This is a genomic window from Streptomyces sp. NPDC058697 (genome assembly GCF_042715345.1).
In the GTDB taxonomy this organism is placed as follows: Bacteria; Actinomycetota; Actinomycetes; order Streptomycetales; family Streptomycetaceae; genus Streptomyces; species Streptomyces liliifuscus.
Genome location: NZ_JBHXSU010000031.1, coordinates 1 through 24,871, shown reverse-complemented (window position 1 = coordinate 24,871; position 24,871 = coordinate 1). Strand labels below are relative to the sequence as shown.

At 69.9% G+C, this 24,871-nt stretch carries 26 protein-coding genes; 16 read left to right on the top strand and 10 right to left on the bottom strand.

What is annotated here, in order from left to right; all coding sequences use genetic code 11:
- Positions 1-76: 76 nt before the first annotated feature.
- The 6 genes from ACFWXQ_RS41185 to ACFWXQ_RS41160 all read left to right on the top strand — a co-directional run bounded on the left by ACFWXQ_RS41185 (position 77) and on the right by ACFWXQ_RS41160 (position 4,265).
- Positions 77-811 carry an SDR family NAD(P)-dependent oxidoreductase gene (locus ACFWXQ_RS41185; RefSeq protein ID WP_383952790.1) on the top strand — a complete coding sequence of 245 codons (735 nt, stop codon included), beginning with the start codon at positions 77-79 and terminating at the stop codon, positions 809-811.
- A gap of 267 nt (positions 812-1,078) precedes the next feature.
- Positions 1,079-1,696: an NADPH-dependent F420 reductase gene (locus ACFWXQ_RS41180; protein WP_383952792.1), complete on the top strand. Its 618-nt coding sequence runs from the start codon at positions 1,079-1,081 to the stop codon at positions 1,694-1,696.
- A gap of 98 nt (positions 1,697-1,794) precedes the next feature.
- Positions 1,795-1,965 carry a hypothetical protein gene (locus ACFWXQ_RS41175; RefSeq protein ID WP_383952794.1) on the top strand — a complete coding sequence of 57 codons (171 nt, stop codon included), beginning with the start codon at positions 1,795-1,797 and terminating at the stop codon, positions 1,963-1,965.
- 482 nt (positions 1,966-2,447) lie between these two features.
- Positions 2,448-3,056, top strand: coding sequence for a helix-turn-helix domain-containing protein (locus tag ACFWXQ_RS41170; RefSeq protein WP_383952795.1), 609 nt, complete (start codon positions 2,448-2,450; stop codon positions 3,054-3,056).
- Positions 3,057-3,193: 137 nt separating this feature from the next.
- Complete coding sequence (locus ACFWXQ_RS41165; protein WP_383952797.1) at positions 3,194-3,784, top strand: hypothetical protein; 591 nt, start codon at positions 3,194-3,196, stop codon at positions 3,782-3,784.
- Between the two features lie 142 nt (positions 3,785-3,926).
- Complete coding sequence (locus tag ACFWXQ_RS41160) at positions 3,927-4,265, top strand: DUF2516 family protein (protein ID WP_143639534.1); 339 nt, start codon at positions 3,927-3,929, stop codon at positions 4,263-4,265.
- Between the two features lie 169 nt (positions 4,266-4,434).
- Here the strand turns inward: ACFWXQ_RS41160 and ACFWXQ_RS41155 are convergent, their stop codons facing one another.
- The 3 genes from ACFWXQ_RS41155 to ACFWXQ_RS41145 all read right to left on the bottom strand — a co-directional run bounded on the left by ACFWXQ_RS41155 (position 4,435) and on the right by ACFWXQ_RS41145 (position 8,557).
- The gene (locus ACFWXQ_RS41155; protein ID WP_383952799.1) at positions 4,435-5,916 is read right to left on the bottom strand and encodes a PP2C family protein-serine/threonine phosphatase; all 1,482 of its coding nucleotides are present in this window, start codon (positions 5,914-5,916) and stop codon (positions 4,435-4,437) included.
- A gap of 500 nt (positions 5,917-6,416) precedes the next feature.
- Positions 6,417-7,502 carry a C40 family peptidase gene (locus ACFWXQ_RS41150; RefSeq protein ID WP_383952801.1) on the bottom strand — a complete coding sequence of 362 codons (1,086 nt, stop codon included), beginning with the start codon at positions 7,500-7,502 and terminating at the stop codon, positions 6,417-6,419.
- A 245-nt stretch (positions 7,503-7,747) separates the two neighbouring features.
- Complete coding sequence (locus ACFWXQ_RS41145; protein ID WP_383952803.1) at positions 7,748-8,557, bottom strand: class I SAM-dependent methyltransferase; 810 nt, start codon at positions 8,555-8,557, stop codon at positions 7,748-7,750.
- 323 nt (positions 8,558-8,880) lie between these two features.
- On the opposite strand from ACFWXQ_RS41145, the gene mshA reads away from it, so the two are divergent.
- The 3 genes from mshA (at position 8,881) to ACFWXQ_RS41130 (ending at position 12,566) form a co-directional block, all read left to right on the top strand.
- On the top strand, positions 8,881-10,218 hold the full coding sequence (mshA, locus tag ACFWXQ_RS41140; RefSeq protein WP_383952375.1) for a D-inositol-3-phosphate glycosyltransferase: 1,338 nt from the start codon (positions 8,881-8,883) through the stop codon (positions 10,216-10,218).
- Entirely contained in the window at positions 10,211-10,711 is a 501-nt protein-coding gene (locus ACFWXQ_RS41135) for a YbjN domain-containing protein (protein ID WP_383952373.1), read from the top strand. The genes mshA and ACFWXQ_RS41135 overlap by 8 nt, the downstream gene beginning before the upstream one ends.
- Positions 10,712-10,868: 157 nt before the next feature.
- Positions 10,869-12,566: a glycosyl hydrolase family 28-related protein gene (locus tag ACFWXQ_RS41130; protein WP_383952371.1), complete on the top strand. Its 1,698-nt coding sequence runs from the start codon at positions 10,869-10,871 to the stop codon at positions 12,564-12,566.
- Here ACFWXQ_RS41130 and ACFWXQ_RS41125 read toward each other — a convergent pair.
- Entirely contained in the window at positions 12,545-13,345 is an 801-nt protein-coding gene (locus ACFWXQ_RS41125) for an AraC family transcriptional regulator (protein ID WP_383952369.1), read from the bottom strand. The genes ACFWXQ_RS41130 and ACFWXQ_RS41125 overlap by 22 nt on opposite strands.
- A 49-nt stretch (positions 13,346-13,394) precedes the next feature.
- Between ACFWXQ_RS41125 and ACFWXQ_RS41120 the strand changes: the two genes are divergently transcribed.
- Entirely contained in the window at positions 13,395-13,865 is a 471-nt protein-coding gene (locus tag ACFWXQ_RS41120) for a DUF2000 family protein (protein ID WP_383952367.1), read from the top strand.
- 18 nt (positions 13,866-13,883) lie between these two features.
- On the opposite strand, the gene ACFWXQ_RS41115 is transcribed toward ACFWXQ_RS41120, so the two are convergent.
- Positions 13,884-15,143: an MDR family MFS transporter gene (locus ACFWXQ_RS41115; RefSeq protein ID WP_383952365.1), complete on the bottom strand. Its 1,260-nt coding sequence runs from the start codon at positions 15,141-15,143 to the stop codon at positions 13,884-13,886.
- A gap of 213 nt (positions 15,144-15,356) precedes the next feature.
- Between ACFWXQ_RS41115 and ACFWXQ_RS41110 the strand changes: the two genes are divergently transcribed.
- On the top strand, positions 15,357-16,118 hold the full coding sequence (locus ACFWXQ_RS41110; protein ID WP_383952363.1) for a phosphoglyceromutase: 762 nt from the start codon (positions 15,357-15,359) through the stop codon (positions 16,116-16,118).
- A 168-nt stretch (positions 16,119-16,286) separates the two neighbouring features.
- Here ACFWXQ_RS41110 and ACFWXQ_RS41105 read toward each other — a convergent pair whose 3' ends face one another.
- The 4 genes from ACFWXQ_RS41105 to phoU all read right to left on the bottom strand — a co-directional run bounded on the left by ACFWXQ_RS41105 (position 16,287) and on the right by phoU (position 18,773).
- Complete coding sequence (locus ACFWXQ_RS41105; RefSeq protein ID WP_383952361.1) at positions 16,287-16,736, bottom strand: hypothetical protein; 450 nt, start codon at positions 16,734-16,736, stop codon at positions 16,287-16,289.
- Between the two features lie 152 nt (positions 16,737-16,888).
- The gene (locus tag ACFWXQ_RS41100; protein WP_383952359.1) at positions 16,889-17,371 is read right to left on the bottom strand and encodes an SLATT domain-containing protein; all 483 of its coding nucleotides are present in this window, start codon (positions 17,369-17,371) and stop codon (positions 16,889-16,891) included.
- Between the two features lie 356 nt (positions 17,372-17,727).
- The gene (locus tag ACFWXQ_RS41095; protein ID WP_186001259.1) at positions 17,728-17,880 is read right to left on the bottom strand and encodes a hypothetical protein; all 153 of its coding nucleotides are present in this window, start codon (positions 17,878-17,880) and stop codon (positions 17,728-17,730) included.
- Positions 17,881-18,095: 215 nt separating this feature from the next.
- Entirely contained in the window at positions 18,096-18,773 is a 678-nt protein-coding gene (phoU, locus tag ACFWXQ_RS41090) for a phosphate signaling complex protein PhoU (protein ID WP_383952356.1), read from the bottom strand.
- Positions 18,774-19,125: 352 nt separating this feature from the next.
- Here phoU and ACFWXQ_RS41085 point away from each other — a divergent pair, with 352 nt between their 5' ends.
- The gene (locus ACFWXQ_RS41085) at positions 19,126-20,403 is read left to right on the top strand and encodes a cell wall metabolism sensor histidine kinase WalK (protein ID WP_143639563.1); all 1,278 of its coding nucleotides are present in this window, start codon (positions 19,126-19,128) and stop codon (positions 20,401-20,403) included.
- Positions 20,400-21,080 (top strand): response regulator transcription factor, encoded by a 681-nt coding sequence (locus tag ACFWXQ_RS41080; RefSeq protein ID WP_033322296.1) that lies wholly within the window; start codon positions 20,400-20,402, stop codon positions 21,078-21,080. Before ACFWXQ_RS41085 ends, ACFWXQ_RS41080 begins: the two co-directional genes overlap by 4 nt.
- 113 nt (positions 21,081-21,193) lie before the next feature.
- Here the strand turns inward: ACFWXQ_RS41080 and ACFWXQ_RS41075 are convergent, their stop codons facing one another.
- Positions 21,194-21,889, bottom strand: a complete 696-nt coding sequence (locus tag ACFWXQ_RS41075; protein ID WP_383952354.1) for a DUF461 domain-containing protein — start codon at positions 21,887-21,889, stop codon at positions 21,194-21,196.
- Positions 21,890-22,682: 793 nt separating this feature from the next.
- Here ACFWXQ_RS41075 and ACFWXQ_RS41070 point away from each other — a divergent pair.
- The 3 genes from ACFWXQ_RS41070 (at position 22,683) to ispF (ending at position 24,765) form a co-directional block, all read left to right on the top strand.
- Positions 22,683-23,165 carry a CarD family transcriptional regulator gene (locus tag ACFWXQ_RS41070; protein WP_003953493.1) on the top strand — a complete coding sequence of 161 codons (483 nt, stop codon included), beginning with the start codon at positions 22,683-22,685 and terminating at the stop codon, positions 23,163-23,165.
- Positions 23,166-23,510: 345 nt separating this feature from the next.
- Positions 23,511-24,263 (top strand): 2-C-methyl-D-erythritol 4-phosphate cytidylyltransferase, encoded by a 753-nt coding sequence (ispD, locus tag ACFWXQ_RS41065; RefSeq protein WP_383952352.1) that lies wholly within the window; start codon positions 23,511-23,513, stop codon positions 24,261-24,263.
- Positions 24,253-24,765 (top strand): 2-C-methyl-D-erythritol 2,4-cyclodiphosphate synthase, encoded by a 513-nt coding sequence (ispF, locus tag ACFWXQ_RS41060; RefSeq protein WP_383952350.1) that lies wholly within the window; start codon positions 24,253-24,255, stop codon positions 24,763-24,765. The genes ispD and ispF overlap by 11 nt, the downstream gene beginning before the upstream one ends.
- The last annotated feature ends 106 nt before the right edge of the window (positions 24,766-24,871 follow it).

Sequence of the window (24,871 nt, the reverse complement as noted above, 5' to 3'; positions counted from 1 at the left end):
CCCGCGCGACTGTTCTATACGTTAAGTACACAGCTCGGTGCACATAACATCGGCACGGCATGTGAATGGAGTGGTCGTGGGAAAGCTCGATGGCAAGGTTGCGGTGATCACAGGCGCGACGAGTGGGATGGCGCTGGCCGGTGCGAAGTTGTTCGTCGATGAAGGGGCTCACGTCTTCATTACGGGCCGGCGGAAGGACGCGCTGGACGAGGCCGTCAGGCTGATCGGCCGGAACGTGACCGGCGTGCAGGGCGATTCGGCCGACCTCGATGATCTGGACCGTTTGTTCGAGACGGTCAAGCGGGAGAAGGGCACGGTCGACGTGTTGTGGGCCAGTGCCGGTACGGGCGAGCAGGGCAGGCTCGGCGAGATCACCGAGGAGCAGTTCGACGCAGCCTTCTCGCTGAACGCGCGCGGCACGCTGTTCACGGTCCAGAAGGCGCTGCCGCTGTTCAACGACGGAGGCTCGATCTTCATGACCGGCTCGAACGCGTCGCTCCGGGGCTACCCCGACTGGAGTGTGTACGCGGCGAGCAAGGCCGTACTGCCCGCGTACGCACGGGTGTGGGTGTCCGAGTTGAGGGACCGGAGGATCCGGGTGAACGTGCTGACCCCCGGCCAGGTCGCCACGCCGATTCTGGAAGAGGTGATGGACGAGCAGATGAAGGCGCAGTTCGAATCCGTGATCCCGCGGCGGGAGATGGGCCGCCCTGAGGAGATCGCGTCGGTCGCGCTGTTCCTCGCCTCGGACGACTCCAGCTACGTCAATGGCATGGAACTGGTCGCCGACGGCGGCACCACAGTGATCTGAGCGCGTCGCCGGTGGCCCTCAGCGCCGCGCCGCGCAGCCCGGGCGCCGACCCGGCGGTCTGGCGCGGCGCCGGGGGGTCCCCGAGCTGGAGCGGGTCGGCACCGCGCGTCCAGCCGGGCGCGGAGGTACGGGACGAGTCCGTCGACTAGGTCGTCAGCGGACCGATCCGACACCGGGGCGCCGGCGAACCTCCGCTACCCCGGCCCAGCACACCGCCAACCTCCCCCCACGACCAACTGATCCATACACAACAAGGGACCACACGTCATGACCACCATCAGCATCATCGGCTCGGGCAACATGGCCACCGCCATCGGCACCCGCGCGGCGAAGCACGGCCACACCATCGAGCTCATGAGCCGCGACACCGCCAAGGCTCAGGCGCTCGCCGACCGGATCGGCAACGGAGCCACCGTCGGCACGTTCGGCGCAACGCCGGCGGGTGACATCGTCATCGTGGCCGTCCTGTACACCGGCGCGGCTGAAGTGGTCGCGCACTACGGCGATGCGCTGGGCGGCAAGATCCTCGTCGACATCACCAACCCGTTCAACGCCGACGTAAGCGGCCTCGTGACCGCCGCGGGCAACTCGGTGTCCCAGCAGATCGCTGCCGCAGCCCCCGAGGGCACACACGTGGTGAAGGCGTTCAATTCAATCTTCCGCGGCGTCCTTGCCGAAGACAGGCCCTTGGACGTGTTCTTCGCGGGCGACAGCGCCGAGGCGAAGGCACGTGTCGCGGCGTTTCTGGAGAGCTTGGACATGCGGCCCCTCGACGCAGGAGGGCTGGAGATGGCCTACTTCCTTGAATGCGCCGGCATCCTCCTGGTGGGCCTGGCACGCAACGGCGCCGGCTTCGACATCGCCTTGGGCGCCGAGGCCCTCTGAAGATCCTCTCCAGGAGAGAACACGGCCACGGTGGCAACGCCGACCCGGAGTGCCTTCACCATCCGGTCCACGAGCCGATCGATGACGAGGCCACGCCCTTGACCGTCATCCAGGCCCACACCTCGGTCGCCGGCTTGGAGAAGCACGGCGCATGGATGGCGCCGAACATCCCGCGACTGGTTCCGCTGCTCGCGCCCCCGCCCGACCCTCCGGTCCTGCTCCGGTCGGCATCGCTGGGCGGCGATCCGAAGGAATCGTTCTCGGTGTAGTCGGTTACTGCTGCGGGCTCCGACGGCGTCGCCGGGGCCCGCAGCACCCTTGGATGCCGCTAGCCCGCCAGCCGACGCGGATTCGCCGCCGGCATCGGATCCAGCACCACGACACGCTCGTAGCCCCAGCCCACCTGAGCGCGGGCCACGGCCGCGGCCCGCGAACTTCACCGCGTCCTCCGGCGGGCCCTGCCCGCCGTCCCGTCACGACAACCGGACCGGCCGCGAGACCATCGCCTCCACCGACGGCTCGGAGTTCAGCCGCATCAGGTGACTCGGCTCGACCCGCGACTCGCGGGAAAGCCCGCACCGGCCCGACCACCTCGAAACGGGCCGCCCACATCGCCTCAAGTGGCCCCCTGCGCAACTCGCCCCGGGAATCTACGCACTCCAACGTGCCTTCAGAAGCGCCGCGAGTGGTGTGGCGCACTTTTGCAAGCGGGTGCTTGCAATAGTTAGCGGGGGTGGTGCAGGGTAGGGGCATGGCATCGCTCAACGTCGGCAATCTCGGTGAGTATCTGCGTGAACAGCGGCGTAACGCGCAGCTGTCCCTGCGGCAGCTCGCCGAGGCCGCCGGGGTGTCCAATCCGTATCTGAGCCAGATCGAGCGCGGGCTGCGCAAGCCGAGCGCGGAGGTGTTGCAGCAGGTCGCCAAGGCCCTGCGGATCTCCGCCGAGACGCTGTACGTCCGTGCCGGGATCCTCGACGCCGAGCGGGACCGGGACGAGGTGGAGACGCGTGCCGTCATCCTCGCCGACCCGACGCTCAACGAGCGGCAGAAGCAGGTGCTGCTCCAGATCTACGAGTCCTTCCGCAAGGAGAACGGGTTCGAGATCGAGGTCGGGATCCAGGCGGTCGAGGAGGCTCTGGGCGTCCCCGGTGCGGCAGACGCACCGGACGCGACCGGCACGACCGGTGTAACGGACGTGACGGATGGCCCGGACACCGTCGTTGACAGGGCCCGCACGGCCGACGGCAGCGATGCCGCACCGAAGGACCCGCACGACCAGCACGACCCGAAAGATCCGAACGATCCGCAGGACCCGTACGACAAGAACGACCCTTACGACCAGCAGTCCTCCGCGAGCTGACCGGGCACGTCATGACGAGCACGGCGTGGCCGGTACGGCATGGCCGGGCACGGCATGAACGGCCCGGCCGGCGGCGGAGTACCGCACCAAAAAACCCTCACGCTTCAAGCACTAGCGATTCCGGGAGGACCATCGCCATGGCCATCACCGACGACCTGCGCAAGACCTTCAGCGACCCGACCCCGCTCTACTTCGCCGCCGGCACCGCCGACCTGGCCATTCAGCAGGCCAAGAAGGTGCCCGGCATCGTCGAGCAGCTGCGTGCCGAGGCTCCGGCCCGCATCGACGCCGTACGCGGCATCGACCCGAACGAGGTCCAGGAGAAGGCCACCGCCCGCGCCAAGGAGGCGCAGGAGACCATTCAGACCAGGGTGAACGAGTTCATCGGCACCCTCGACACCGACCTGAAGAAGATCGGTGAGACGGCTCAGGACTTCGCCCTCCGCAGCGTCGGCGTGGCCGCCGAGTACGCCGTGAAGGCGCGCGAGACGTACGAGAAGGTCGCCGAGCGCGGCGAGCAGACCGTGAAGACCTGGCGCGGCGAGGCCGCCGAGGAGATCGAGGAACTGGCCGTGGCCGTCGAGCCGAAGCCGGAGCCGGTCGAGGTCAAGGCCGAGAAGCCCGCCGAGGCCAAGGTCGAGCCCGTCGCGCCGAAGAAGCCCGTGGTCAAGAAGGCCCCGGCCGCCCGCAAGACCACCGCGAAGAAGACCACGCCGCCCGCGAAGTAGGCGAGGCGCTGCCGCCGGGGGAACGGCGGCAGGGTGTTACGAGAACGGGTCGGGGACTCCGGGCACTATCGGAGTCCCCGACCCGTTCTGCGGGTACGGTGACCGCGTAGGGACGAGGACTCGAATCGGGTAGGTGGGCCAAGTGCTGTTGACCGCGTTCGGCGGCTTCATGTCGCTGATCTTCCTCGGCATGCTGGTGCTCGCGGTGGTGGCGCTGGTGATGGCGGGCCTGGCGCGCGACGACGCGTACCGCGCCGCGAACAAGCAGAGCAAGATGTTCTGGCTGATCATCCTGGGTGTCACGGTGGCCGTGAACCTGCTGGTCCCGATGGTCTTCCTGCAGATCGCCGGCCTCATCGCCACGATCGTCTTCTTCGTCGACGTCCGGCCCGCGCTCAAGCAGGTCTCCGGCGGCGGGGGCGGCCGCCGAGGCGGAAGCAGCAGCGACGGCCCGTACGGCCCGTACAACGGCGGCCGCTGAGCCCCCGCCCCTTCCCAGTCGCACACCGGCGCCCCTTTAGGGGCGCGGGGAACTGCGCGACCAGCCACAGCCGGCCCGCAGACGCATACGTGACCAGCCCAGTCGCGGACGACCGGCAAACGACCCGCAGCCAGGGAACAGGAACAGCGGGACCCCGCGGAGCGGCCCGCTAGGCCACCCGGTCCAGCAACAGCACAGCCACGTCGTCCGTCAGCTCCCCGCCGTTGAGGTCCCGCACCTCGCTCACAGCGGCCCGCAGCAACTCCTCGCCCCGCAGCCCCTGCGCCAACTGGCGGCGGACCATGTCCACCATCCCGTCCTGGCCGAGCCGCTCCCGGCCTTCACCGGTCCGGCCCTCGATCAGGCCGTCCGTGTAGAGCATCAGACTCCACTCGCCGCCCAGCTCCACCTGCTGGCGCGGCCAGCGGGCGTTCGGCAGCAGACCCAGCGCCGGGCCGCCGTTCTCGTACGGCAGCAGCTCGGCGACGGGAGGAGCCGGGTCCCCGGCGCCGTCCGTGCCGACGGCGACGGCCCGTGAGCGGGCCGGGCGCGAGATCAGCGGGGCCGGGTGACCGGCCAGGCACAGACCCGCGCGGCGGCCGTCCGGTGCGATGTCCACCGTGCAGAGCGTCGCGAAGATCTCGTCGCTGTCGCGCTCGTGCTCCAGGACCTGCTGGAGCGTGGAGAGCAGCTCGTCGCCGCACAGGCCCGCCAGCGTCAGCGCGCGCCAGGCGATCCGCAGCTCCACGCCGAGCGCCGCCTCGTCGGGGCCGTGACCGCAGACGTCGCCGATCATGGCGTGCACGGTGCCGTCGGGAGTGCGGACGGTGTCGTAGAAGTCGCCGCCGAGCAGCGCGCGCGAGCGGCCGGGCCGGTAGCGCGCGGCGAACCGCAGCGAGGAGCCCTCAAGGAGGGGCGTGGGCAGCAGACCGCGCTCAAGACGCGCGTTCTCCTGAGCGCGCAGCTTGGACTCGGTGAGCCGTCGCTCGGCCGTGTCGGAACGCTTCCGTTCCACCGCGTACCGGATCGCGCGGCTCAGCAGCCGGCTGTCGAGCTCGTCCCGGAAGAGGTAGTCCTGGGCCCCGACGCGCACCACCTCGGCGCCGTGCTCCGCGTCCTCGGACGCGGTGAGCGCGAGGACGGCGTGCCGCGGCGCCAGCCGCAGCACGTGCTTGAGCGTGGCCAGCTCGTCGTCCGGCTCGGCGTCGGCGGCCGTCCGGCCGCCGGTCGTCAGTGCGAGGTCGAGCAGGATGCACTGGACGTCGTCGGTCAGCAGCCGCTCGGCCTCGGTGAGGTTGCGGGCGGTACGGATACGTATGGGCTTGCCGGCCGAGTCCAGGAGTGTGGGCACGTTCAGCGAGCCGGCCGGGTCGTCCTCGATCACGAGCAGCGTCAGCGGGGCCGTGCCGGTGGGGGCACTGCCGTTGTGGGAGACGCCGTGGTGGGCATCGCCGTGGTGGGCGTCGCTCCCGTGGCCGGGGTCGTCGCAGTTGTCGCCGCCTGTTTCGCGGCTCGTCGAAGGCGGCGCCTGGCTGGGCAGGGCGCCGGGTGCGGGCACGGCCTGAGCCGGTCCGCCGGTTGAGGACGCGGCGCGAGCCTGACCACCTTCCACGGCGGGGATCGCTCTCTGCCGCGGTACGGGTACGGGCATCGTCTGGGTTCCTTCCCTCCCCCCGAGGGCATGGCGGACCGAGGGGTCTCGATCCACCGACGGGGACCATAGCGTCAGCCGCCGCCACAAAGGAATGGCGGAGGCCCGGGCACGTCCAAAACAGCCACCGTCATATGCCGCATCCTGTACCGCAATTGGGCAGGATGCGCTCTTGTCCGGGATGACGTACATCACGCCCCGGGGGTTGCCGGACCGCCCGGAACGTGCCGCGCATCACGTGCGACAGGTCACGCCACCGACGGCACCAAAGCGACCAAGTGTCACTTGTCGGGACGTACGACCCCGGAGGACGGGTGAGCGCCCCCGGCAGGACGACCGGTCCGGGCGGACCGGCGGAGTCACTGGCAGGCTGACGGCGTCAATGGCGAACCAGTGGACCGATCTACTGGTGGACCGGCGGGACCGGCGGACCGGCGGCGTCACCGGCGAACGGCCGGCTTCACCGGTGGACAGCCGGCCCCACCTCCAGACAGGCGCCGTCACTGCTCGGGGCGTACGACCCCGAGTATCGGCATCGATCCCGCTCCCGCGATGGTCACCGTGCGCCCCGGGCGGGGTGCGTGGATGATCGCGCCGTCGCCTATGTAGAGGGCGACATGGCTGGCGTCGGAGTTGTAGATGATGAGGTCGCCGGGGCGCATGGCCTCGACGGCGATGTGGTCGAGCTGCTTCCACTGCTCCTGGGACGTGCGCGGGATGCCCTGCCCGGCGGCCGCCCACGCCTGTGAGGTCAGGCCCGAGCAGTCGAACGTGTTGGGCCCCTCGGCGCCCCATTCGTACGGCTTGCCGATCTGCTTCGTCGCGTACTCCACGGCCTTCTTGCCCTGGGTCGACGCCTCGCCGCTGATCTCGTCCAGGACGCCGGAGCCCAGCCAGGCCGACTGCGCCTTGTAGGCGGCCTGCTGCTCCAGCTTCGCGAGGCGCTTCTTCTCTTCCTTCTCCAGCTGCGACTCGAGCTTTTCGGCGGCGGCGATCTGCTGCTTGACCTTCTTCTTGGCCTTCTCCTTCGCCTCGCGGTTGGACTCCAGCTTCTTCCACTGGGCCGCCGCGTCGCGCGCGTACTGCTCCAAGTCCTCCTGGGTGCGCTTCATTTCGGCGAGCAGACCCTTGGTCGCCTGTGCGCCCTCGCGGATCCGGCCCGCGCCGTCCAGGAACTGCGCCGGGTCGTCGCTGAGCATCAGCCGGGCCTCGTCCGGCAGTCCGCCGCTGCGGTACTGGGCACGGGCCGCGGCGCCCGCGCGGTCCTTCAGATGGTCAAGCTGCGCCTGCCCCTCGACGATCGAGCGGGCCAGCCCGACGATCTGCGTGGACTGCTCCTCGGCCCGCTCCTCCGCGAGGTTGTACGCGTCTGTGGCGACCGCCGCGTCGTGGTAGAGCGTGTCCAGCTTCATGCGGACCGCTTCAAGGTCCTTGGTGCTCGCGGGTGTTGAACTCGGAGGCTGAGTCGGAGTCGGCGTGGGGGTCGGTGTCGGGGCCGCGAAGGCCACTCCCGGCGCGGACAGGATGGTTGCCGCGCAGGCCAGGGCCATGGCCGTAGTGGTCAGGCTCCGCTTGCCGGATCCCATGGACCAACCCCCAAGTTGATTTACCGTCAGTAACTTACGAAGGCCTCGGGGATCGTGCCATGTCGGCGCGCAATGTGACAGAGGCGGGCATGAACTCCCGCCCCCGCACCGTCCGTTCCCCACCCCTCACTGCCCACTCGGCGATGATCTCCCGCGCGTTCCCCGCCAATGTGACGAACGACTCACCGAGATCGTTCCCGCCGGGTTACGACTCGGCCGAACTCATGTCCGTGAGCCCGGCCGACTCATGAGCGAGGTGCCAACGCCTCCCAGCGCACGGTCACTTCGCCCTGCCGCCAGCGCGTCGGCCCGTCCGTGACCGGCCAGTCCGCCGTCAGATCGCGTACGGCCCGGATCCAGCGCTGACGGGCGCCGTACGAGGCGTACGGTGCCGCGGCCGCCCAGGCGCGGTCGAAATCGCGGAGGAAGGCGTGCACCGGTTCGCCCGGGACATTGCGGTGGATGAGGGCCTTGGGAAGGCGTTCGGCCAGGTCGGACGGGCGGTCCAGCGAGCCGAGGCGGGTGGCGAACGTGACGGTCCGCGGGCCCTCGGGGCCGAGCGCGACCCACACGTGCCGGCGGCCGATCTCGTCGCACGTGCCCTCGACCAGGAGCCCGCCCCGCGAGTCGGCGCCCGCCGGAGCGAGACGGGCGCACAGCCGCGCCCAGACCTCGGCGACCTCCGTCTCGTCGTACTGCCGCAGCACGTTCGCCGCGCGGATCAGCGACGGCCGCTCCGGTAGGGGGATCTCGAAGCCGCCGTGCCGGAAGGCCAGCCCCTCGCGTTCGTACGGCTTCGCGGCCGCGACCCGGGCCGGGTCGATCTCCACGCCGACCACGCGGGTGCGGGGGGCTGTGGTGCGGAGGCGGTGGAGGAGCTCCACCGCTGTCCAGGGGGCCGCGCCGTAGCCGAGGTCCACCGCCACGGGGGCGTCCGACCTGCGCAGTTCGGCGCCGTGGGTCATTGCGATCCAGCGGTCCATGCGGCGGAGGCGGTTGGGGTTGGTGGTGCCGCGCGTCACCGTCCCGACGGGGGTCGCTGCGCGGGCTTTCATGGGGGCAAGGGTATGCGGTGCGTGTGCCTGCGGCGGCGGCGCGGGCTGAGACGTACGTGCGGGTGCGTTGTGGCTGGTCGCGCAGTTCCCCGCGCCCCTAAAAACCTAGGGGCGCGGGGAACTGCGCAGCGGGGGCGGAGCCCCCGAGAGGGCGCCCCCACGCATCACACCATCGAACGGTTGACCGACCCCCAGTAATGATTCGGCAAAGAGGAAATGGAGCAGAGTGCTCCGGCGTTCAAGGAGCTGGAGGGCGTTTCACGTCCTCCGTCAGGCATGCCCGCACCACGGCAGAGCAAGTCCGCAGCAAGGAGGAACGCCACGTGAGCCAGTACGTGAGCAGGCTCGGGCGCCGCTCCCCGGCGGCCCCGTCGAGGCTGAGGCTGCACCGCCGGCCCCGTCGCGTCGCGATGCTCTCCGTGCACACCTCACCGCTGCACCAGCCGGGCACGGGCGACGCGGGCGGCATGAACGTATACATCGTGGAGCTGGCCCAGCGCCTCGCCGAGATCAACATCGAGGTCGAGATCTTCACGCGCGCGACGACCGGGGCCCTGCCGCCCAAGGTGGAACTCGCGCCCGGAGTCCTCGTACGGCATGTGGACGCGGGCCCGTACGAGGGGCTCGCCAAGGAGGATCTGCCCGCCCAGCTCTGTGCCTTCACGCACGGGGTGATGCAGGCCTGGGCCGGTCACCGGCCCGGGTACTACGACCTGGTCCACTCGCACTACTGGCTCTCCGGCCACGTCGGCTGGCTGGCCGCCGAGCGCTGGGGCGCGCCCCTGGTGCACGCGATGCACACCATGGCCAAGGTCAAGAACGCCGCCCTGGCCGACGGCGACACCCCCGAGCCGGCCGCCCGGGTCATCGGCGAGACGCAGATCGTGCGCGCCGCCGACCGCCTGATCGCCAACACCTCCGAAGAGGCCGACGAGCTCGTACGGCACTACGAGGCCGAGCCCGGCAAGGTCGCGGTCGTCCACCCGGGCGTGAACCTCGACCGCTTCCGCCCGGCCGACGGACGCGCCGCCGCGCGCGACCGGCTCGGCCTGCCGCAGGACGCCCTGATACCGCTCTTCGCCGGCCGCATCCAGCCCCTGAAGGCCCCTGACGTGCTGCTGCGCGCGGTCGCAGTCCTCCTGGAGGAGCGGCCCGACCTCCGCTCGAACATCGTGGTGCCCATCGTGGGCGGCCCGAGCGGCAGCGGCCTCGCCAAGCCCGAGGGCCTGCAGAAACTCGCCGCCCGGCTCGGCATCGCCGACGTCGTGCGGTTCCGGCCGCCGGTCGGACAGGAGCAGCTCGCCGACTGGTTCCGGGCCGCGTCCGTCCTCGTGATGCCCTCCTACAGCGAGTCCTTCGGGCTCGTCGCCATAGAGGCGCAGGCGGCCGGCACACCGGTCCTCGCGGCCGCGGTGGGCGGTCTGCCCGTCGCGGTACGGCACAAGGAGACCGGCTTTCTGGTCCCGGGCCACAATCCCGTCGACTACGCGCGCGTGCTGCGCGATTTCGCCGACAACCGGGCGCTCCCGGACCGGATGGGCGCGGCCGCCGCCTGGCACGCCAAGTCCTTCGGCTGGGACACGGCCGCCGCCGCCACTGCGGACGTCTACACGGCGGCGATGCACGAGCACCGGCGTCACGTACGCTCCCACCATGGCTGACGTGGAGAGCGCGGCGGGGACCATCGAAGCGGTCCTGAAGGACGCCGAGATCGAGTGGGAGAGCCCGGAACCCGGCCACTTCGTGGTGAAGCTGCCGGGCACCCGCAAGCTGTCGACGACCGTCTCGCTGATCGTCGGCAGGCACTCCCTGTCGCTCAACGCCTTCGTCATCCGCCACCCGGACGAAAACGAGCCCGGCGTGCACCGCTGGCTCCTTGAGCGCAACCTCAAGCTCTACGGCGTGGGTTACGCGGTCGACCCCCTCGGCGACATCTATGTGGCGGGCAAGCTCCCGCTCGCCGCGGTCACCGCCGACGAGATCGACCGGCTGCTCGGCTCGGTCCTGGAGGCCGCCGACGGCAGCTTCAACACCCTCCTGGAGCTCGGTTTCGCCTCCGCGATCCGCAAGGAGTACGCCTGGCGGGTGTCGCGCGGCGAATCCACGCGCAACCTCGACGCGTTCAGTCATCTGACTCGACGTTCGACCGACTGACCAACTGGTCCGTACTAACTCTCCATCGGCATTCCATCAAGCAACCCTTGCGCGACTCTTTCCCCGTGCAAGGGTCGCGTGTCATGCTCACCGCCAACGCACATCTGAACGTCGTTCACATCCATGGAAATCCCCATCCCTGGAAGGCGGTTCGGGCATGAGTGACCGTTACGAGGGCCCCACCAGACGGGCCCTGCTCGGCGGCGCGACCGCGGTGGCGGCAGGCGCCGTGACAGGTTCCGTCACCGGCGGCCGGGCGGCGGCCGCCACCGGGCAAGTGCCCGCCCTCTGGCGCGAGTTCACCCGCACCCCCTTCACGCACCCGCAGATCCCGTACATCGGCAGGGCCGGTCAACGCGCCGGGGCGGCGCGCTTCCCCCGCCGCCCCGTCGTGGCCGACGTCCGCGCGTACGGCGCCACGGCGGACGGCTCGGCCGACTCCGCCCCCGCGATCAACCGTGCCGTCGCTGCCGCCGGAAGGGCCGGCGGCGGCACGGTTCTCATCCCGCCCGGCAGCTACCGCCTCGACGGCCTGATCCACGTCGGACACTCGAACGTCGTCCTGCGCGGCGCCGGCAGCGCCCGTACGAAGCTGTACGCGACCCGCAGCCTCACCGAGCTGATCGGCGCCTACGGCTCGCGCTACGGCGGCGACAAGTCGTCCTGGTCATGGGCGGGCGGCCTCATCTGGTTCTGCCCGGCCGACCGCTTCGACAGCCTGACGGGCGCGATCCGGGCGAAGGCCTGGCCCTTCGAGGGCTGGACCGGCAACAAACGGGACGAGTGGGAGACCCTGACGAAGGTCGAGCCCGCCCGCCGGGGCTCCTGGACGGTGACGGTCGCGGACCCGCGACGACTGAGACCCGGCCGGCTCGTCCTCCTCCGCCTCGCCGATGACGCGGGGCACACCCTCCTGGAGCACATGGCGGGCGGCGGCCCGGGCCCGGAGGCGTACGACTGGGACGGCAAGACAAAATTGACCAGCTACGTCCCGTACGAGTGGCCCGTGCGCATCGCGCGCGTGCGGGGCAGAAAAGTCACCCTGGAGAGACCGCTCCCGCTCGACACCCGCCCCGAATGGGACCCGCGCCTCACCACCCACGTGGAGGCGCTGACCGGCTCGGGCGTCGAGGGCCTCACCCTCGAAGCCGTCGAGACCCCGCAGGCCCCGCACCTCCTCGACCGGGGCCACAACGGCGTCACCTTCCAGTGCGCGTACGACTGCTGGGCCGACGACATCGTCGTACGCCACCTGGACAACGGCTTCGGCCTGGTGTCCGCCTCCGCCTGCACCCTGCGCAGGACCAGGGTCGCGGGCCGGGGTACGCACCATCCGTACTTCTGCCGCGAGGGCTCGCACGACAACCTCGTCGAGGAGTTCGTCATCGAGCAGCGCACGACACCGGCCCCCGCGGGCACCCAGCTGCACGGCATCAACGTGGAGGGGCTGTCCTCGTACAACGTCTGGTCGCGCGGTGACATGCGCATGGGCACCTTCGACTCCCACCGGGGCATGCCCTTCGCGAACGTCCGTACCGACATCACGGTCACCAACAACGGCCGCCACGGCGGCGACGCCATTGCCGGACCGCTCTACGGAGCCCGGTTCACCCACTGGAACATCCGCGTCACCAACGCCCGCGCGGGCCTGGTGAAGATCGACGGCCTCGCCCCCTACAGCGCCACCGTCGGCATCAACGAGGTGACGGAGTTCGACCAGATCGACGTACCCGACTTCTCCGGAGACCTGCACTCCCGCCTGGAGCTGTACGGGACCTCGGGGACGGTACGACCGCGGAACCTGTACGGGGCCCAGCGCGAGGTCCCGGACGTTCAGCGCGCGCTGAGGCGGTAGCGCCCCGGGGCCACCCCGACCAGCCGCTTGAAGTGCCGCGTCAGATGCGACTGGTCGTAGAAGCCGGTCTCCGCCGCCACCTCGCCCGGCGTGCGGCCGTCGAGGAGGAGGCGGCGGGCGCGGTCGACGCGGCGGGACATCAGGTACTGGTGCGGGGCGATCCCGAAGGCACCGCTGAACGCCCGCACCAGGTGGGCGGGGTGCGCGTGCACCAGGCGCGCGGCCTCCTCCAGGTTCACCCCTTGGACGAGCCGCTCGTCGAGGAGTTCGCGGAGGTCGTGGGCGAGGGGGTGGTCTGGCCGAGGCGGAAGGTCCTCCCCTGCCCGTGGCCGCAGATGGCCGCGCAGCCGTTCGCCGATCAGGGTCAGCCTGCTCTCCGCCTCCAGCTCGTCACCGGGGTGGGCGAGGGCGGTGTGCAGCTGCCCGACGCGCGTCCGCAGTACGGGGTCGACGAGGTCCGGGGTGTCCACCGCCGGGCCGATATAGGTCTCGTCGAGCCGGCTGAGGTCCAGGTACAGCACCCGCTTGCGGAAGCCGGACGGCGTGACCGGCGAGCCGTTGTGCGGGACGTGCGGCGGGAGCAGCGAGACCGTGTCGTGCGGGGTGCCGTGCTCGTGCCGGTCGAGGTCGTACCGCACGGCCCCCGCGTCGACGATCAGCAGCGTCCACGCGTCATGCACGTGCATCGGATACGCGTACTCCGTGAAATGGGCGTGGAAGACCTCCACGACACCCGGTACGCGCGGGCGCCAGGCGGAGACCTCACGCTGGGCGACCATGCAAAGAACGTACAAGACGGAGGTGTACGCGGCTCGGCAGTCTCATTGCATGAACGCTGAACCGCTTCCTACCGAGTCCCTTCCCGCGGAGCCCCTTTCCACGGAACCCGTCCGCTTCGACACCAAGATCGCCGTCCTGCTGCGGGAGGACCTGGAGCCGTGGCAGCGGCTGAACGTGACCGCGTTCCTGGTGAGCGGGATCGGGCCGTCCGTACCCGAGGTGATCGGCGAGCCGTACGAGGACGCCGACGGGACCGGCTATCTGCCGATGTTCCGCCAGCCGGTCCTGGTGTTCCAGGGCACGAAGGAGACGCTGACGGCGGCCCACGCGCGCGTGCTGTCCAGGGCGCTGCCCCGCGCGGTCTTCACGTCCGACCTGTTCAGCACGGGCAACGACCGCGACAACCGGGCGGCGGTACGGGCCGTACCGACGGCGGAGCTGGACCTGGTGGGGCTCGCGGTGTACGGGCCGCGCAACGCGGTGGACAAGGTGCTCAAGGGGGCGCGGATGCATCCGTGATGCGTACGGGGGGTTGGTTCACGCTGCGCTGACCTCGGGCTTGGAGGTGGGAAGAGGCACCTCGGCTGCCTCCGGGTCGTGCGTCGGCAGGTGGCGCATCAGGGCCCAGTACCCCGTACCCGCGACCGTGCCGATGACCGCGCACGCGCCCCACAGCCACTCCGCCCCGTACCGGTCGATGACGAAACCGGACATCAGGGGCGCGACGAGGGCGGCGACGGACCAGGACATGGTGTACATGCCCTGGTAGCGGCCGCGGCCGTGGGTGGGGGAGAGGCGGACGACGAGGCTGGTCTGGGTGGGCGCGTTGACGATCTCGGCGAGGGTCCAGACGCAGACCGTGAGCGCGAAGACGCCGACCGATCCGGCGAAGGCGGTGAGCCCGAACCCGTACCCGGCGAGCAGGGACGAGAGGACGAGAAGCCGCCTCGGGTCCCGGTGCTCGATGAAGCGGGTGACGGGGATCTGGAGGACGACGATGAGGACGCCGTTCACCGCGATCGCCATGCCGTAGTCGGCGGGGGTGAACCCGGCCTCACCCATCGCCACGGGCAGGCCCAGATACCCCTGCTGGAAGATCAGTGAGACGAGGAAGGACAGCCCGACGACGCCCATGAAGCGCCCGTCGCGCAGCACGGTCCCGAGCCCGGTCTCGGGTTCGTCGACGCCCTTCGAGACCCGCTCGGGCCGGGACTCGGGCAGCTTCGCGAAGACGAGGATCGCGCAGATCATGGTCATTCCGGCCTCGATGAGGAAGCCGGCGAGGTAGCTGTACTCGGCGATGAACCCGGCCGCCATGGCGGAGACGGCGAACCCCAGGTTGATGGCCCAGTAGTTGAGGGAGAAGGCCCGGACGCGGTCCTCGGGCCGGACGATGTCGGCCATCATCGCCTGCACGGCGGGCCGGGAGGCGTTGCTGGCCATCCCCACCAGGAAGGCGACGGCGGCGATCGCGACCGGGTGGTGCACGAAGCCGAGCAGCGCGACGGAGACGGCGGTCGAGGACTGGGCGACGAGGAGGGTGGGCCGCCGTCCGAGCCGGTCCGTCATGACGCCCGCGCCGAGCGAGGAGATGACACCGCCGAGCCCGTGGAGTGCGGCGACCAGTCCGGCGTACGAGGCGGAGTAGCCACGGTCGAGGGTGAGGTAGAGCGCCATGAAGGTGGCGACGAACGCGCCGAGCCGGTTGACGAGTGTGCTGGTCCACAGCCACCAGAACTCGCGGGGGAGCCCCGAGACGGTCTCACGGGCGGCACGTCTCATGGACGTGAGTGGCATCGGGACCCCCGGGTGTGCGTAAGCGGCTGTGCGTAAGTGGCTCAGGCGATGGGCGCAACTTACGAGTACGGCTCCGGTGGGGTCCACTCAATTAACAGAAGCCGTCAACTGTGGGAGCCGCGGTCGGCCTTCGGCCCTCTGGTCAGCCCCTCGCCCTGTCCGGGTTCCGGGCGGGGGAGCGGGCGATCTGTGGGTTCGATTACGCTCGGGGCCATGGCCGACGCACCGTACAAGCTGATCCTCCTCCGCCACGGCGAGAGCGAATGGAACGCGAAGAACCTGTTCACCGGATGGGTGGACGTCAACCTCAACGAGAAGGGCGAGAAGGAGGCAGTCCGCGGCGGCGAGCTCCTGAAGGACGCCGGCCTTCTCCCCGACGTGGTCCACACGTCCCTCCAGAAGCGCGCGATCCGCACCGCCCAGCTCTCGCTGGAGTCCGCGGACCGCCACTGGATCCCGGTCCACCGCTCCTGGCGCCTGAACGAGCGCCACTACGGTGCGCTGCAGGGCAAGGACAAGGCGCAGACCCTCGCGGAGTTCGGCGAGGAGCAGTTCATGCTGTGGCGCCGCTCGTACGACACGCCGCCGCCGGCCCTTGAGGACGGCACGGAGTTCTCCCAGTCGGACGACCCGCGCTACGCGACGATCCCCCCGGAGCTCCGCCCCCGCACGGAGTGCCTGAAGGACGTCGTCGTCCGCATGCTCCCGTACTGGTACGACGGCATCGTCCCGGACCTCCTGGCGGGCCGCACGGTCCTGGTCGCGGCCCACGGCAACAGCCTCCGCGCCCTGGTCAAGCACCTCGACGGAGTCTCCGACGCCGACATCGCGGGCCTCAACATCCCGACAGGCATCCCCCTCTCCTACGAACTCGACGCCGACTTCAAGCCACTGAACCCGGGCGGCACTTACCTGGACCCGGACGCGGCCGCGGCAGCTATCGAGGCCGTCAAGAACCAGGGCAAGAAGAAGTAAGCGCACACCTCAAAGCCCCCGAACTGCGGTTTCTCCGCAGGGCGGGGGCTTTTGGCGTAGGGAGGCTCTCCGACAATGGGGAGGCCTTCCGGCAATGGGGAGGACCTCCGGCAATGGGGAGGACCTCCGATCACGGGGAGGATTTCCGGTTGATCGGGCACGCCCGGGTCAGGTCACCCGGCCGTCGTCGGCCTCTCTGTGCATGCCCGTGCACAGTGCCCAGACGACGAAGATGTTGACGGCGACCAGCGACAGGGCCCACAGGGGGTAGTACGGCACCCACAGGAAGTTGGCGAGTGCGCCCAGGCCGGCCACGAGCACACCGAAGAAGCGCGCCCACAGTGCTCCGGTGAGCACGGCGCATCCCGCGAGGACGAGGACGATTCCCAGAATGAGGTGGACCCAGCCCCAGCCCGCCAGGCTGAACTCGAACACGTAGTTGCGGGTCGAGATGAACAGGTCGTCCTTGGCGACGGCCGCGATTCCCTCGAAGATCGCCATCGCTCCGCCGAACATCATCAGCACGGCCGCGAAGACGGTGACACCGGATGTGGGCGCATGCCAGGGGCGTGGATCGGCTGCGTCGGCCGATTTGTGTTGCGTGGCGTAACTGGCCATGCCGGCCTCCTCGGGTCGCAGAGCCATCCGGTCCGGCTCCGAACACCCGGACTGACTCGATCCCCGATCTCAGCGTGGCACGACGTCACCGGGTCGGCATTCCGAAGCGGGGGCACGACTTCGTCGGTAGCCGGCTTCTGCGGGCGGTCAGGTCAGGTCAGGGGAGCGGGGCCGGCTGATGGCTCGCTGCGGCCCACCGAGGTCTGGTTTCGTTGCTCGACCCATTGGCGGAGTTCCTCGTCGCCGACCCGCTCGACCGCTGCGAGCAGTTGTTGCCGGGCCCCTTCGTCACGCTCGGATTCAGGCAGCAGCTGATACCGGTTGACGGCTCGTCGGAGGACCTCACGTGACTGGGACGCCAGTACATAGCGGGGGCCGTGCGCGAACACCTGGCGAAAACCGGTGAAGAACAGGGCCCCGCCCGCGATGAGAGCGGTCAGCCATGCCGGGGCGCCGAGTCCTGCCGCCACCACCGTGGACGACGACGTGGCAAGTGCGCCCAGTTCGCTCAGGCGATACCAACGGCGGGCCGAGTCCCGCGTCTTCTCGTAGAAGGCCAGGTCTCCCTGAGCCAGGGCGAGTACGGGGTCGGGGGAGTCCAGCCAGGTGTTGGTATCCGGTGTCCTTCGGCGCATGGCTCCATGGTGTCCTCACGAGGACCCGCATGGAACACGTTGTCGGTCGGAGTGCCAGGGCGCACACACCGTGCAAGGCGAGGGCGCTCAGCTCAGGTCGACCCGTGACCCCGCCCGTGTCAAACGCGACGGCTGTCGCGCCACCCTGTCACGTCAGGCCATGGCTCAAAAGGGATTCGGACATGAATGCGGACCACACCGAACGGCACGGGAACTGGTGCTCCACCGCGGTGAGGGCCGTACATACGAAAGGGCCCCGCACCTGAAGCGGGGCCCGTTCGCAGTCATTCGCGGTCATTCGCAGTCATGCGTCGTACGTGATCAGCGGCGTCGGCGCGCCGTCCGCGCCGGCGCGGTCAGCCGCACTGGCATGGATTGCCGGACTGGCACCCGCATCCGCAGCCCGAGCCGCAGCCGCAGGCGCCGAAGAGCGGCAGGCTCTTGATCTCGGCGGGCTGTTCGGTCTCGCGTTCCTGGGTCGGGTCGGGCGTGGTGGGGGATTCGGCCATGGGTCCCTCCTCGAAGGCTTGTGCCTACACCCATTGCATGCCCACCCGGTCGGGCGCATCAACGGCGCACAGAGGCTCGCGCGCCCTCAGGGGGACTCAATGCGCCTGGCGCCCGAAGGGGCGCGGGGAACGGCGCGACCAGCCCGGGATCACCCGCACTCGCCAACGCACCGCATCCGCCCCGCCCCATGGGCGCCCGTCCCACCGCCGAGGGCTTACGCCCCTTCCACCTGCGGCGCGGGCTGGAGCTCGTCCGCGTGCTCGCCGGTCACCAGGTACACCACGCGGTTGGCCACGGACACCGCGTGGTCGGCGAACCGCTCGTAGTAGCGGCCGAGCAGCGTCACGTCCACGGCCGTCTCGATGCCGTGCTTCCACCGGTCGTCCAGCAGGTGCTGGAAGAGCGTGCGGTGGAGGAGGTCCATCGCGTCGTCGTCCTGCTCCAGCTGCAGCGCGAGGTCGACGTCCTTGGTGATGATGACCTCCGCGGCCTTCGCCATCAGGCGCTGCGCGAGCTGGCCCATCTCCAGGATCGTGGCGTGCAGGTCGTGCGGGATCGCACGCTCCGGGAAGCGGAGCCGTGCGAGCTTCGCCACATGCTGGGCGAGGTCGCCGGAGCGCTCCAGGTCGGCGGACATACGGAGCGAGGTGACGACGATCCGCAGGTCGGTGGCGACCGGCTGCTGCCGGGCCAGCAGGGCTATCGCCCGTGCCTCGAGGTCGTGCTGGAGATCGTCGACCTTCTGGTCGGCGGCGATCACGCTCTCCGCCAGCTTCAGGTCCGAGTCGAGGATCGACGTCGTCGCGCGACCGATCGCCGAGCCGACGAGACGGGCCATCTCGACCAGGCCCTCGCCGATCGAGTCAAGTTCCTCGTGGTACGCGTCCCGCATCAGGATGTCCCTCTCTACGTCTGCATTCGGGGGTTCAGGGGGCTAGGGCCTGTGTCGAAAGTGTCGTCTGCCGGGCTTCGGACGGACGGCGCCACTTTCGGCACAGGCCCTCGAACCCCACGCTCCCACGGTCCGGCCTGAACGCGTCGGTTTCCGCCCCCTCAAATGAACCATCACTGGCCCCAAGGTGAACTCTGGGCGACACTGCCTCTTCTCGCTGGTGGGAGGCGTATGCATCCCGCTCGTACGAAGTGAACCAGCATGGTCTCCAGGGTGAACTCTGGGCGACGAGTGTTCGAGTCCACCCTCGGACGGCTGTGACCCGGGCGTACAGCGTGCCTAACCTGGAGCCATGGACGTGAACGCGGCGGTCGCCGCAGCGGCAGCGATCGCCGGTGTACTCACCGGTGTCATCGCCATGCTGGCGTTCCGCTGGAGCGAGCGGGAACAGAAACGCCCCACCCGCACCTCCCTGCACACGGACCCGGTGCTTCCGCCGGGCGTGGACACGGTCCTGTCCGTGCTCCGCTCCTCCGCGGTCGTCCTCGACGAGGCCGACGCCGTGGTCAAGGCCAGCTCGGCAGCGTACGCCCTCGGTCTGGTCCGGGGCGGAAAACTGGCCGTCGAGCCGATGCTCCAGATGGCTCGCGACACCCGCAGGGACGGGGAGATACGGCAGGTCGAGCTGGACCTGCCCCGGCGGGGCACCGGCCGCGGCGAGGCACTCGCCGTGTCCGCCCGGGTGGCGCCGCTCGGCTCCCGGCTCGTACTGCTCCTCGTCGAGGACCTCACCGAGGCCCGCCGCATCGAGGCCGTACGACGCGACTTCGTCGCCAACGTCAGCCACGAGCTCAAGACCCCCGTCGGCGCGCTCTCGCTGCTCTCCGAAGCGGTCATGGGCGCCTCCGACGACCCGGAGGCGGTGGAACGCTTCGCCGGACGGATGCAGATAGAGGCGACCCGCCTCACCAACCTCGTCCAGGAGCTCATCGACCTCTCCCGGGTCCAGAACGACGACCCGCTGGAGGACGCCGAGCCCGTTCGCATCGACGAACTGGTCGCCGAGGCGATCGACCGCTGCCGCCACCAGGCCGGCGCGAAGCAGATCACCATGGCCGCCGGCGGTACCGCCGATCTGAGTATCTGGGGCAACCGGGGTCAACTGGCCGCCGCACTGGGCAACCTCGTGGAGAACGCCGTCAACTACTCGCCCGCCCGCACCCGGGTCGGCATAGCCGCGCGCCGGGTGACCGCGCCCGGCGGAGACCTCATCGAGATTGCCGTGACCGACCAGGGCATCGGCATCTCCGACAAGGACAAGGAGCGCATCTTCGAGCGCTTCTACCGCGTCGACCCGGCCCGTTCCCGCGCAACCGGGGGTACGGGACTGGGGCTCGCGATCGTCAAGCACGTGGCAGCCTCGCACAGCGGGGAGGTCACGGTGTGGAGCTCCGAGGGTCAGGGCTCCACCTTCACACTGAGGCTGCCGGAGGCGGGCGCGGCCCGCGACCGCGCGACCGACGACCAGACGCCCGGACTCGACGAAGACGACGAGACCGGTCAGACCGACGGGACGACCACCGTCTCATCCCCGTACGAACCGTTTTCTGCCCCGGAGGTCCTTCCGTGACCCGAGTGCTCGTCGTCGAGGACGAGGAGTCCTTCAGCGACGCTCTGTCCTACATGCTCCGCAAGGAGGGCTTCGAGGTCGCCATCGCGACCACCGGGCCCGACGGACTCGACGAGTTCGAGCGCAACGGCGCCGACCTCGTCCTCCTCGACCTGATGCTGCCCGGACTGCCCGGCACCGAGGTGTGCCGCCAGCTGCGCAGCCGATCCAACGTCCCGGTGATCATGGTCACCGCCAAGGACAGCGAGATCGACAAGGTCGTGGGGCTCGAAATAGGAGCCGATGACTATGTCACCAAGCCCTTCTCGTCCCGCGAGCTGGTGGCCCGTATCCGGGCCGTCCTGCGCCGCCGCGGCGAGCCCGAGGAGGTCACCCCGGCGGCCCTGGAGGCCGGTCCGGTCCGTATGGACGTGGACCGCCACGTGGTCACCGTCTCCGGCTCCAAGGTCGACCTGCCACTCAAGGAGTTCGACCTCCTGGAGATGCTGCTGCGCAACGCGGGCCGTGTACTGACCCGTATGCAGCTCATCGACCGGGTCTGGGGCGCCGACTACGTGGGCGACACCAAGACCCTCGACGTCCACGTCAAGCGCCTCCGCGCCAAGATCGAGCCGGACCCGGGCGCGCCTCGCTACCTGGTCACGGTCCGCGGCCTGGGCTACAAGTTCGAGCCGTAAACCGCTTAGGACAGTTCGACGGACCGCGTACGGAGATCTTGAGTGCGAAGGTTCCGGTACGGCGTAAGGGCGGGCCCCCTCCACAGGGGGCCCGCCCTTACGCCGTACGGGTGTCAGTGGCCCGCGGCCGATTCCGAGGCCGTGGCGCTCGACGAGGCCGCGGTGTCGGAGGGCTCGGAGCCCGCCTCGCCGGTCTCGCCCGACGCCGACCCGGACGGGGAGCCCGAGGGCGACCCGCTCGCCGAGCCGGTCGGCGAGCCCGAACCGGAGGGCTTCGCGGACGGCGTCGTCGGGATCTCGGTCGGGCCCCACTTGGAGAAGTAGCTCTCGGCGGGCACGACGAACGCCTTCAGGGTCACGTCACCGGTCTTGCTGAAGGTGAAGGTGACCGGCTGCGCGTCGCCGTCGTCGAAGGCCTCACGGCTGCTCTCCAGTACGGCGGAGGCATTGCCCTTGCCGCCGAGGATCACGGAACCGCCGGCCGGGATGGTCAGCGCCCCCGAGCCCTTCGCCGGCTTGATCGTGGCGGGCTCGGAGATGCCCTCCACGGCGATGGAGTCGAGCGTCTGGGCGGTGGGGCCGTCGTTGAACACGGTCGCGGAGACGACGGCGGGGCCGGTCGACTCCAGCTCGGGCTGGGTGACGACGACGACACTCTGGAGCTGGATGTCACCGACGCTGGTGGCGGCGTTGTCCGGCTTGATCTCCAGCGTCTGGGCCTTGTTGCCGGCACCGCACGCGGCGAGCGAGGCGACCGAGAACGCGATGGCGGCGGCGGCGAGTGTGCCGCGTCGAAGGCTGCTGCTCACGGCGGCGGCAACTCCTTGAACGTGGGCGAAGCAGAGCGGCTCCTGCATAAAGCCGCCCTAAGGGTCTGTCAGCGGCCTTAGGTTACCGAGCCGTTCCCGCGCCACCGCACCCGACCCGCCTCTAGCGGCCGCCGGGTGCTGTCGGGTGCCGTCGGGCAGGGTCGAGCCCCCTGTCCCCCTCCGATGTCCCCCTCCGTCTTCCGGTCCCTGTCTTCCGCTGTCGCTCTCGCCGCGCAACGCACTCCGCGGTGGCATTGGACGCGCACTCGTCCGCCATTCACATAAGAGGCTTCGGTAAGTCGCCTGTCCGGCTCTTGCGGATATCCCGCAAGGAATGCATGGCGATCCCGGAAATCGATCTTCGGTCGATCTTCGGCCGCTGTTCCGTTGATCTTCCACGGATCTTCCATCGGTCTTCGGCCCACTCCCGGGCCCGACTCCCGGCTCGACTCTCCGGCCGATCTCCGACGCGCCTTCGGCCGCCGTGATCAATTCCGGATTCCCCTCGTACTCGACTCCGCTCACCGAACGGAGTAGCGGAACGTGGGCTCTCGGAACCCGACAAATACGGACGTTCAGGCACGTGAGCGGGGTCGCGGGGTGTTGTAACGTGCGCGTTTCTCCTCGCGTGGAGAGCCGCTCCGACCTGCGAATACCGTCCTCCGCTACCCCTCCGCAGCACGTTCATGTCGCGATTGTCAAGCCCCGAGATATGCCCTGACCTGCGAAAACGCCATTCAGAACACGCGGTTTCCGTGTTACCCTGGATAGCCACGGAAGGGGTACCTGTCACATGACGTTCAAGGTTGGCGACACCGTGGTCTATCCCCATCACGGGGCCGCGCTGATCGAGGCTATCGAAACTCGCCAGATCAAAGGCGTGGACAAGACCTACTTGGTGCTGAAGGTCGCCCAGGGTGACCTGACGGTACGTGTGCCAGCGGACAATGCGGAGTTCGTCGGCGTACGTGATGTGGTCGGTCAGGACGGGCTGGACCGGGTCTTCGAGGTACTGCGCGCGCCGTATGCCGAGGAGCCCACGAACTGGTCGCGTCGTTACAAGGCAAATCTCGAGAAGCTCGCCTCCGGCGATGTCATCAAGGTTGCGGAAGTCGTCCGTGACCTGTGGCGTCGTGAGCGCGAGCGTGGACTCTCCGCCGGCGAGAAGCGCATGCTCGCCAAGGCCCGCCAGATCCTGGTGAGCGAGCTCGCCCTCGCGGAGAACACGAACGAGGACAAGGCCGAGGCACTGCTCGACGAGGTCCTCGCGTCCTGACGCCCGTCCGCGCTCTGATCGCTTTCTGACCAGAGGCGAAACGAGCGGTTCGGCGCAATGAAATGCCGCGGTGCCCGATGACGTATCCATTGTCGCCGGGCGCTGCGGCATGTTCGTACCCGGATACCTTGCTCTCGGTGCCCCTGAACATTCATGGCCGATCATTTCTCGGCGAACATTCACGGCCCCGATACTTGGCGTGCCGGGCCCGGGCAGCGGCTCGACCGAATGTCACGGAAGGGTCCGGTCAAGGCGTCGCGCCCGGCACTGCCCCAACCTTCGGTCGGGGGTACCACGCCCAGGCCATACCCACGTCGGCCGAGCATACAAACCTGACAGGAACCGATGTCTGACGATTCGCGCCCTTCGCCGTCCGAGGCCCGTACGGCGGCCGTGATTCCGGCCGCCGGCCGGGGCGTACGCCTTGGTCCGGGCGCCCCCAAAGCGCTCCGCGCGCTGAACGGCACCCCCATGCTCATCCACGCGGTACGCGCCATGGCCGCGTCCCGTGCCGTTTCCCTCGTCGTCGTCGTGGCTCCGCCCGACGGGGCCGCCGAGGTGAAGACACTTCTCGACGCGCATGCCCTGCCCGAGCGCACCGAGTTCCTCGTCGTGCCCGGGGGCGACAGCCGGCAGGAGTCCGTACGGATAGGGCTCGACGCGCTGCCGCCCGGGATCGACATCGTGCTCGTGCACGATGCCGCGCGTCCGCTCGTGCCCGTCGACACGGTCGATGCCGTCATCGAGGCCGTACGGGACGGGGCTCCCGCCGTCGTGCCCGCGCTGCCGCTCGCGGACACCGTCAAGCAGGTCGAGCCCGCGGTCGTGGCGGGGGAGCCCGAGCCTGTCGTCGCCACGCCGGAGCGGGCGCTGCTGCGCGCCGTGCAGACTCCGCAGGGGTTCGACCGCGACACGCTCGTGCGTGCGCACGAGACCGTCACCGAGAACGTCACGGACGACGCGTCCATGGTCGAGCAGCTCGGGCTTCGGGTGGTCGTCGTGCCCGGGCACGAGGAGGCGTTCAAGGTGACGCGTCCCCTGGATCTGGTGCTGGCGGAGGCCGTTCTGGCGCGGCGGAGGTTGAACGATGGCTTCTGAGGGGTCGGGGGTTTCCGGGGGGCCTGTGCTGCCGCTCGTCGGTATCGGTACCGACATTCACGCCTTCGAGGACGGGCGTGAGCTGTGGTGCGCGGGGTTGAAGTGGGAAGGGGAGGGGCCGGGGCTGGCCGGGCACTCCGACGCGGATGTCGTCGCGCATGCCGCCTGCAACGCGCTCTTCTCCGCGGCCGGGATGGGGGATCTTGGGCAGCACTTCGGGACCGGGCGGGCCGAGTGGGCCGGGGCGTCGGGGGTTGTGCTGTTGACGGAGGCGGCGCGGATCGTTCGCGCCGGGGGGTTCACCATCGGGAACGTGGCCGTTCAGGTGGTGGGGCCTCGTCCGAAGATCGGCAAGCGGCGGGACGAGGCGCAGAAGGTTCTTTCCGAGGCTGTGGGGGCGCCGGTGTCGGTGTCCGGCGCGACCACGGACGGCCTCGGCTTTCCCGGGCGGGGCGAGGGGTTGATGGCGGTGGCCACGGCGTTGGTGGCTCGGGTGGCCTGAGGGTCCTTTCCTCGCCCCCGCCGCCCCTACCCATTCCCGTCCCTGCCTCAGGGGCTCCGCCCCCGAACCCCCGGTATCGCGCTACCGCGCTCGTCCTCAAACGCCG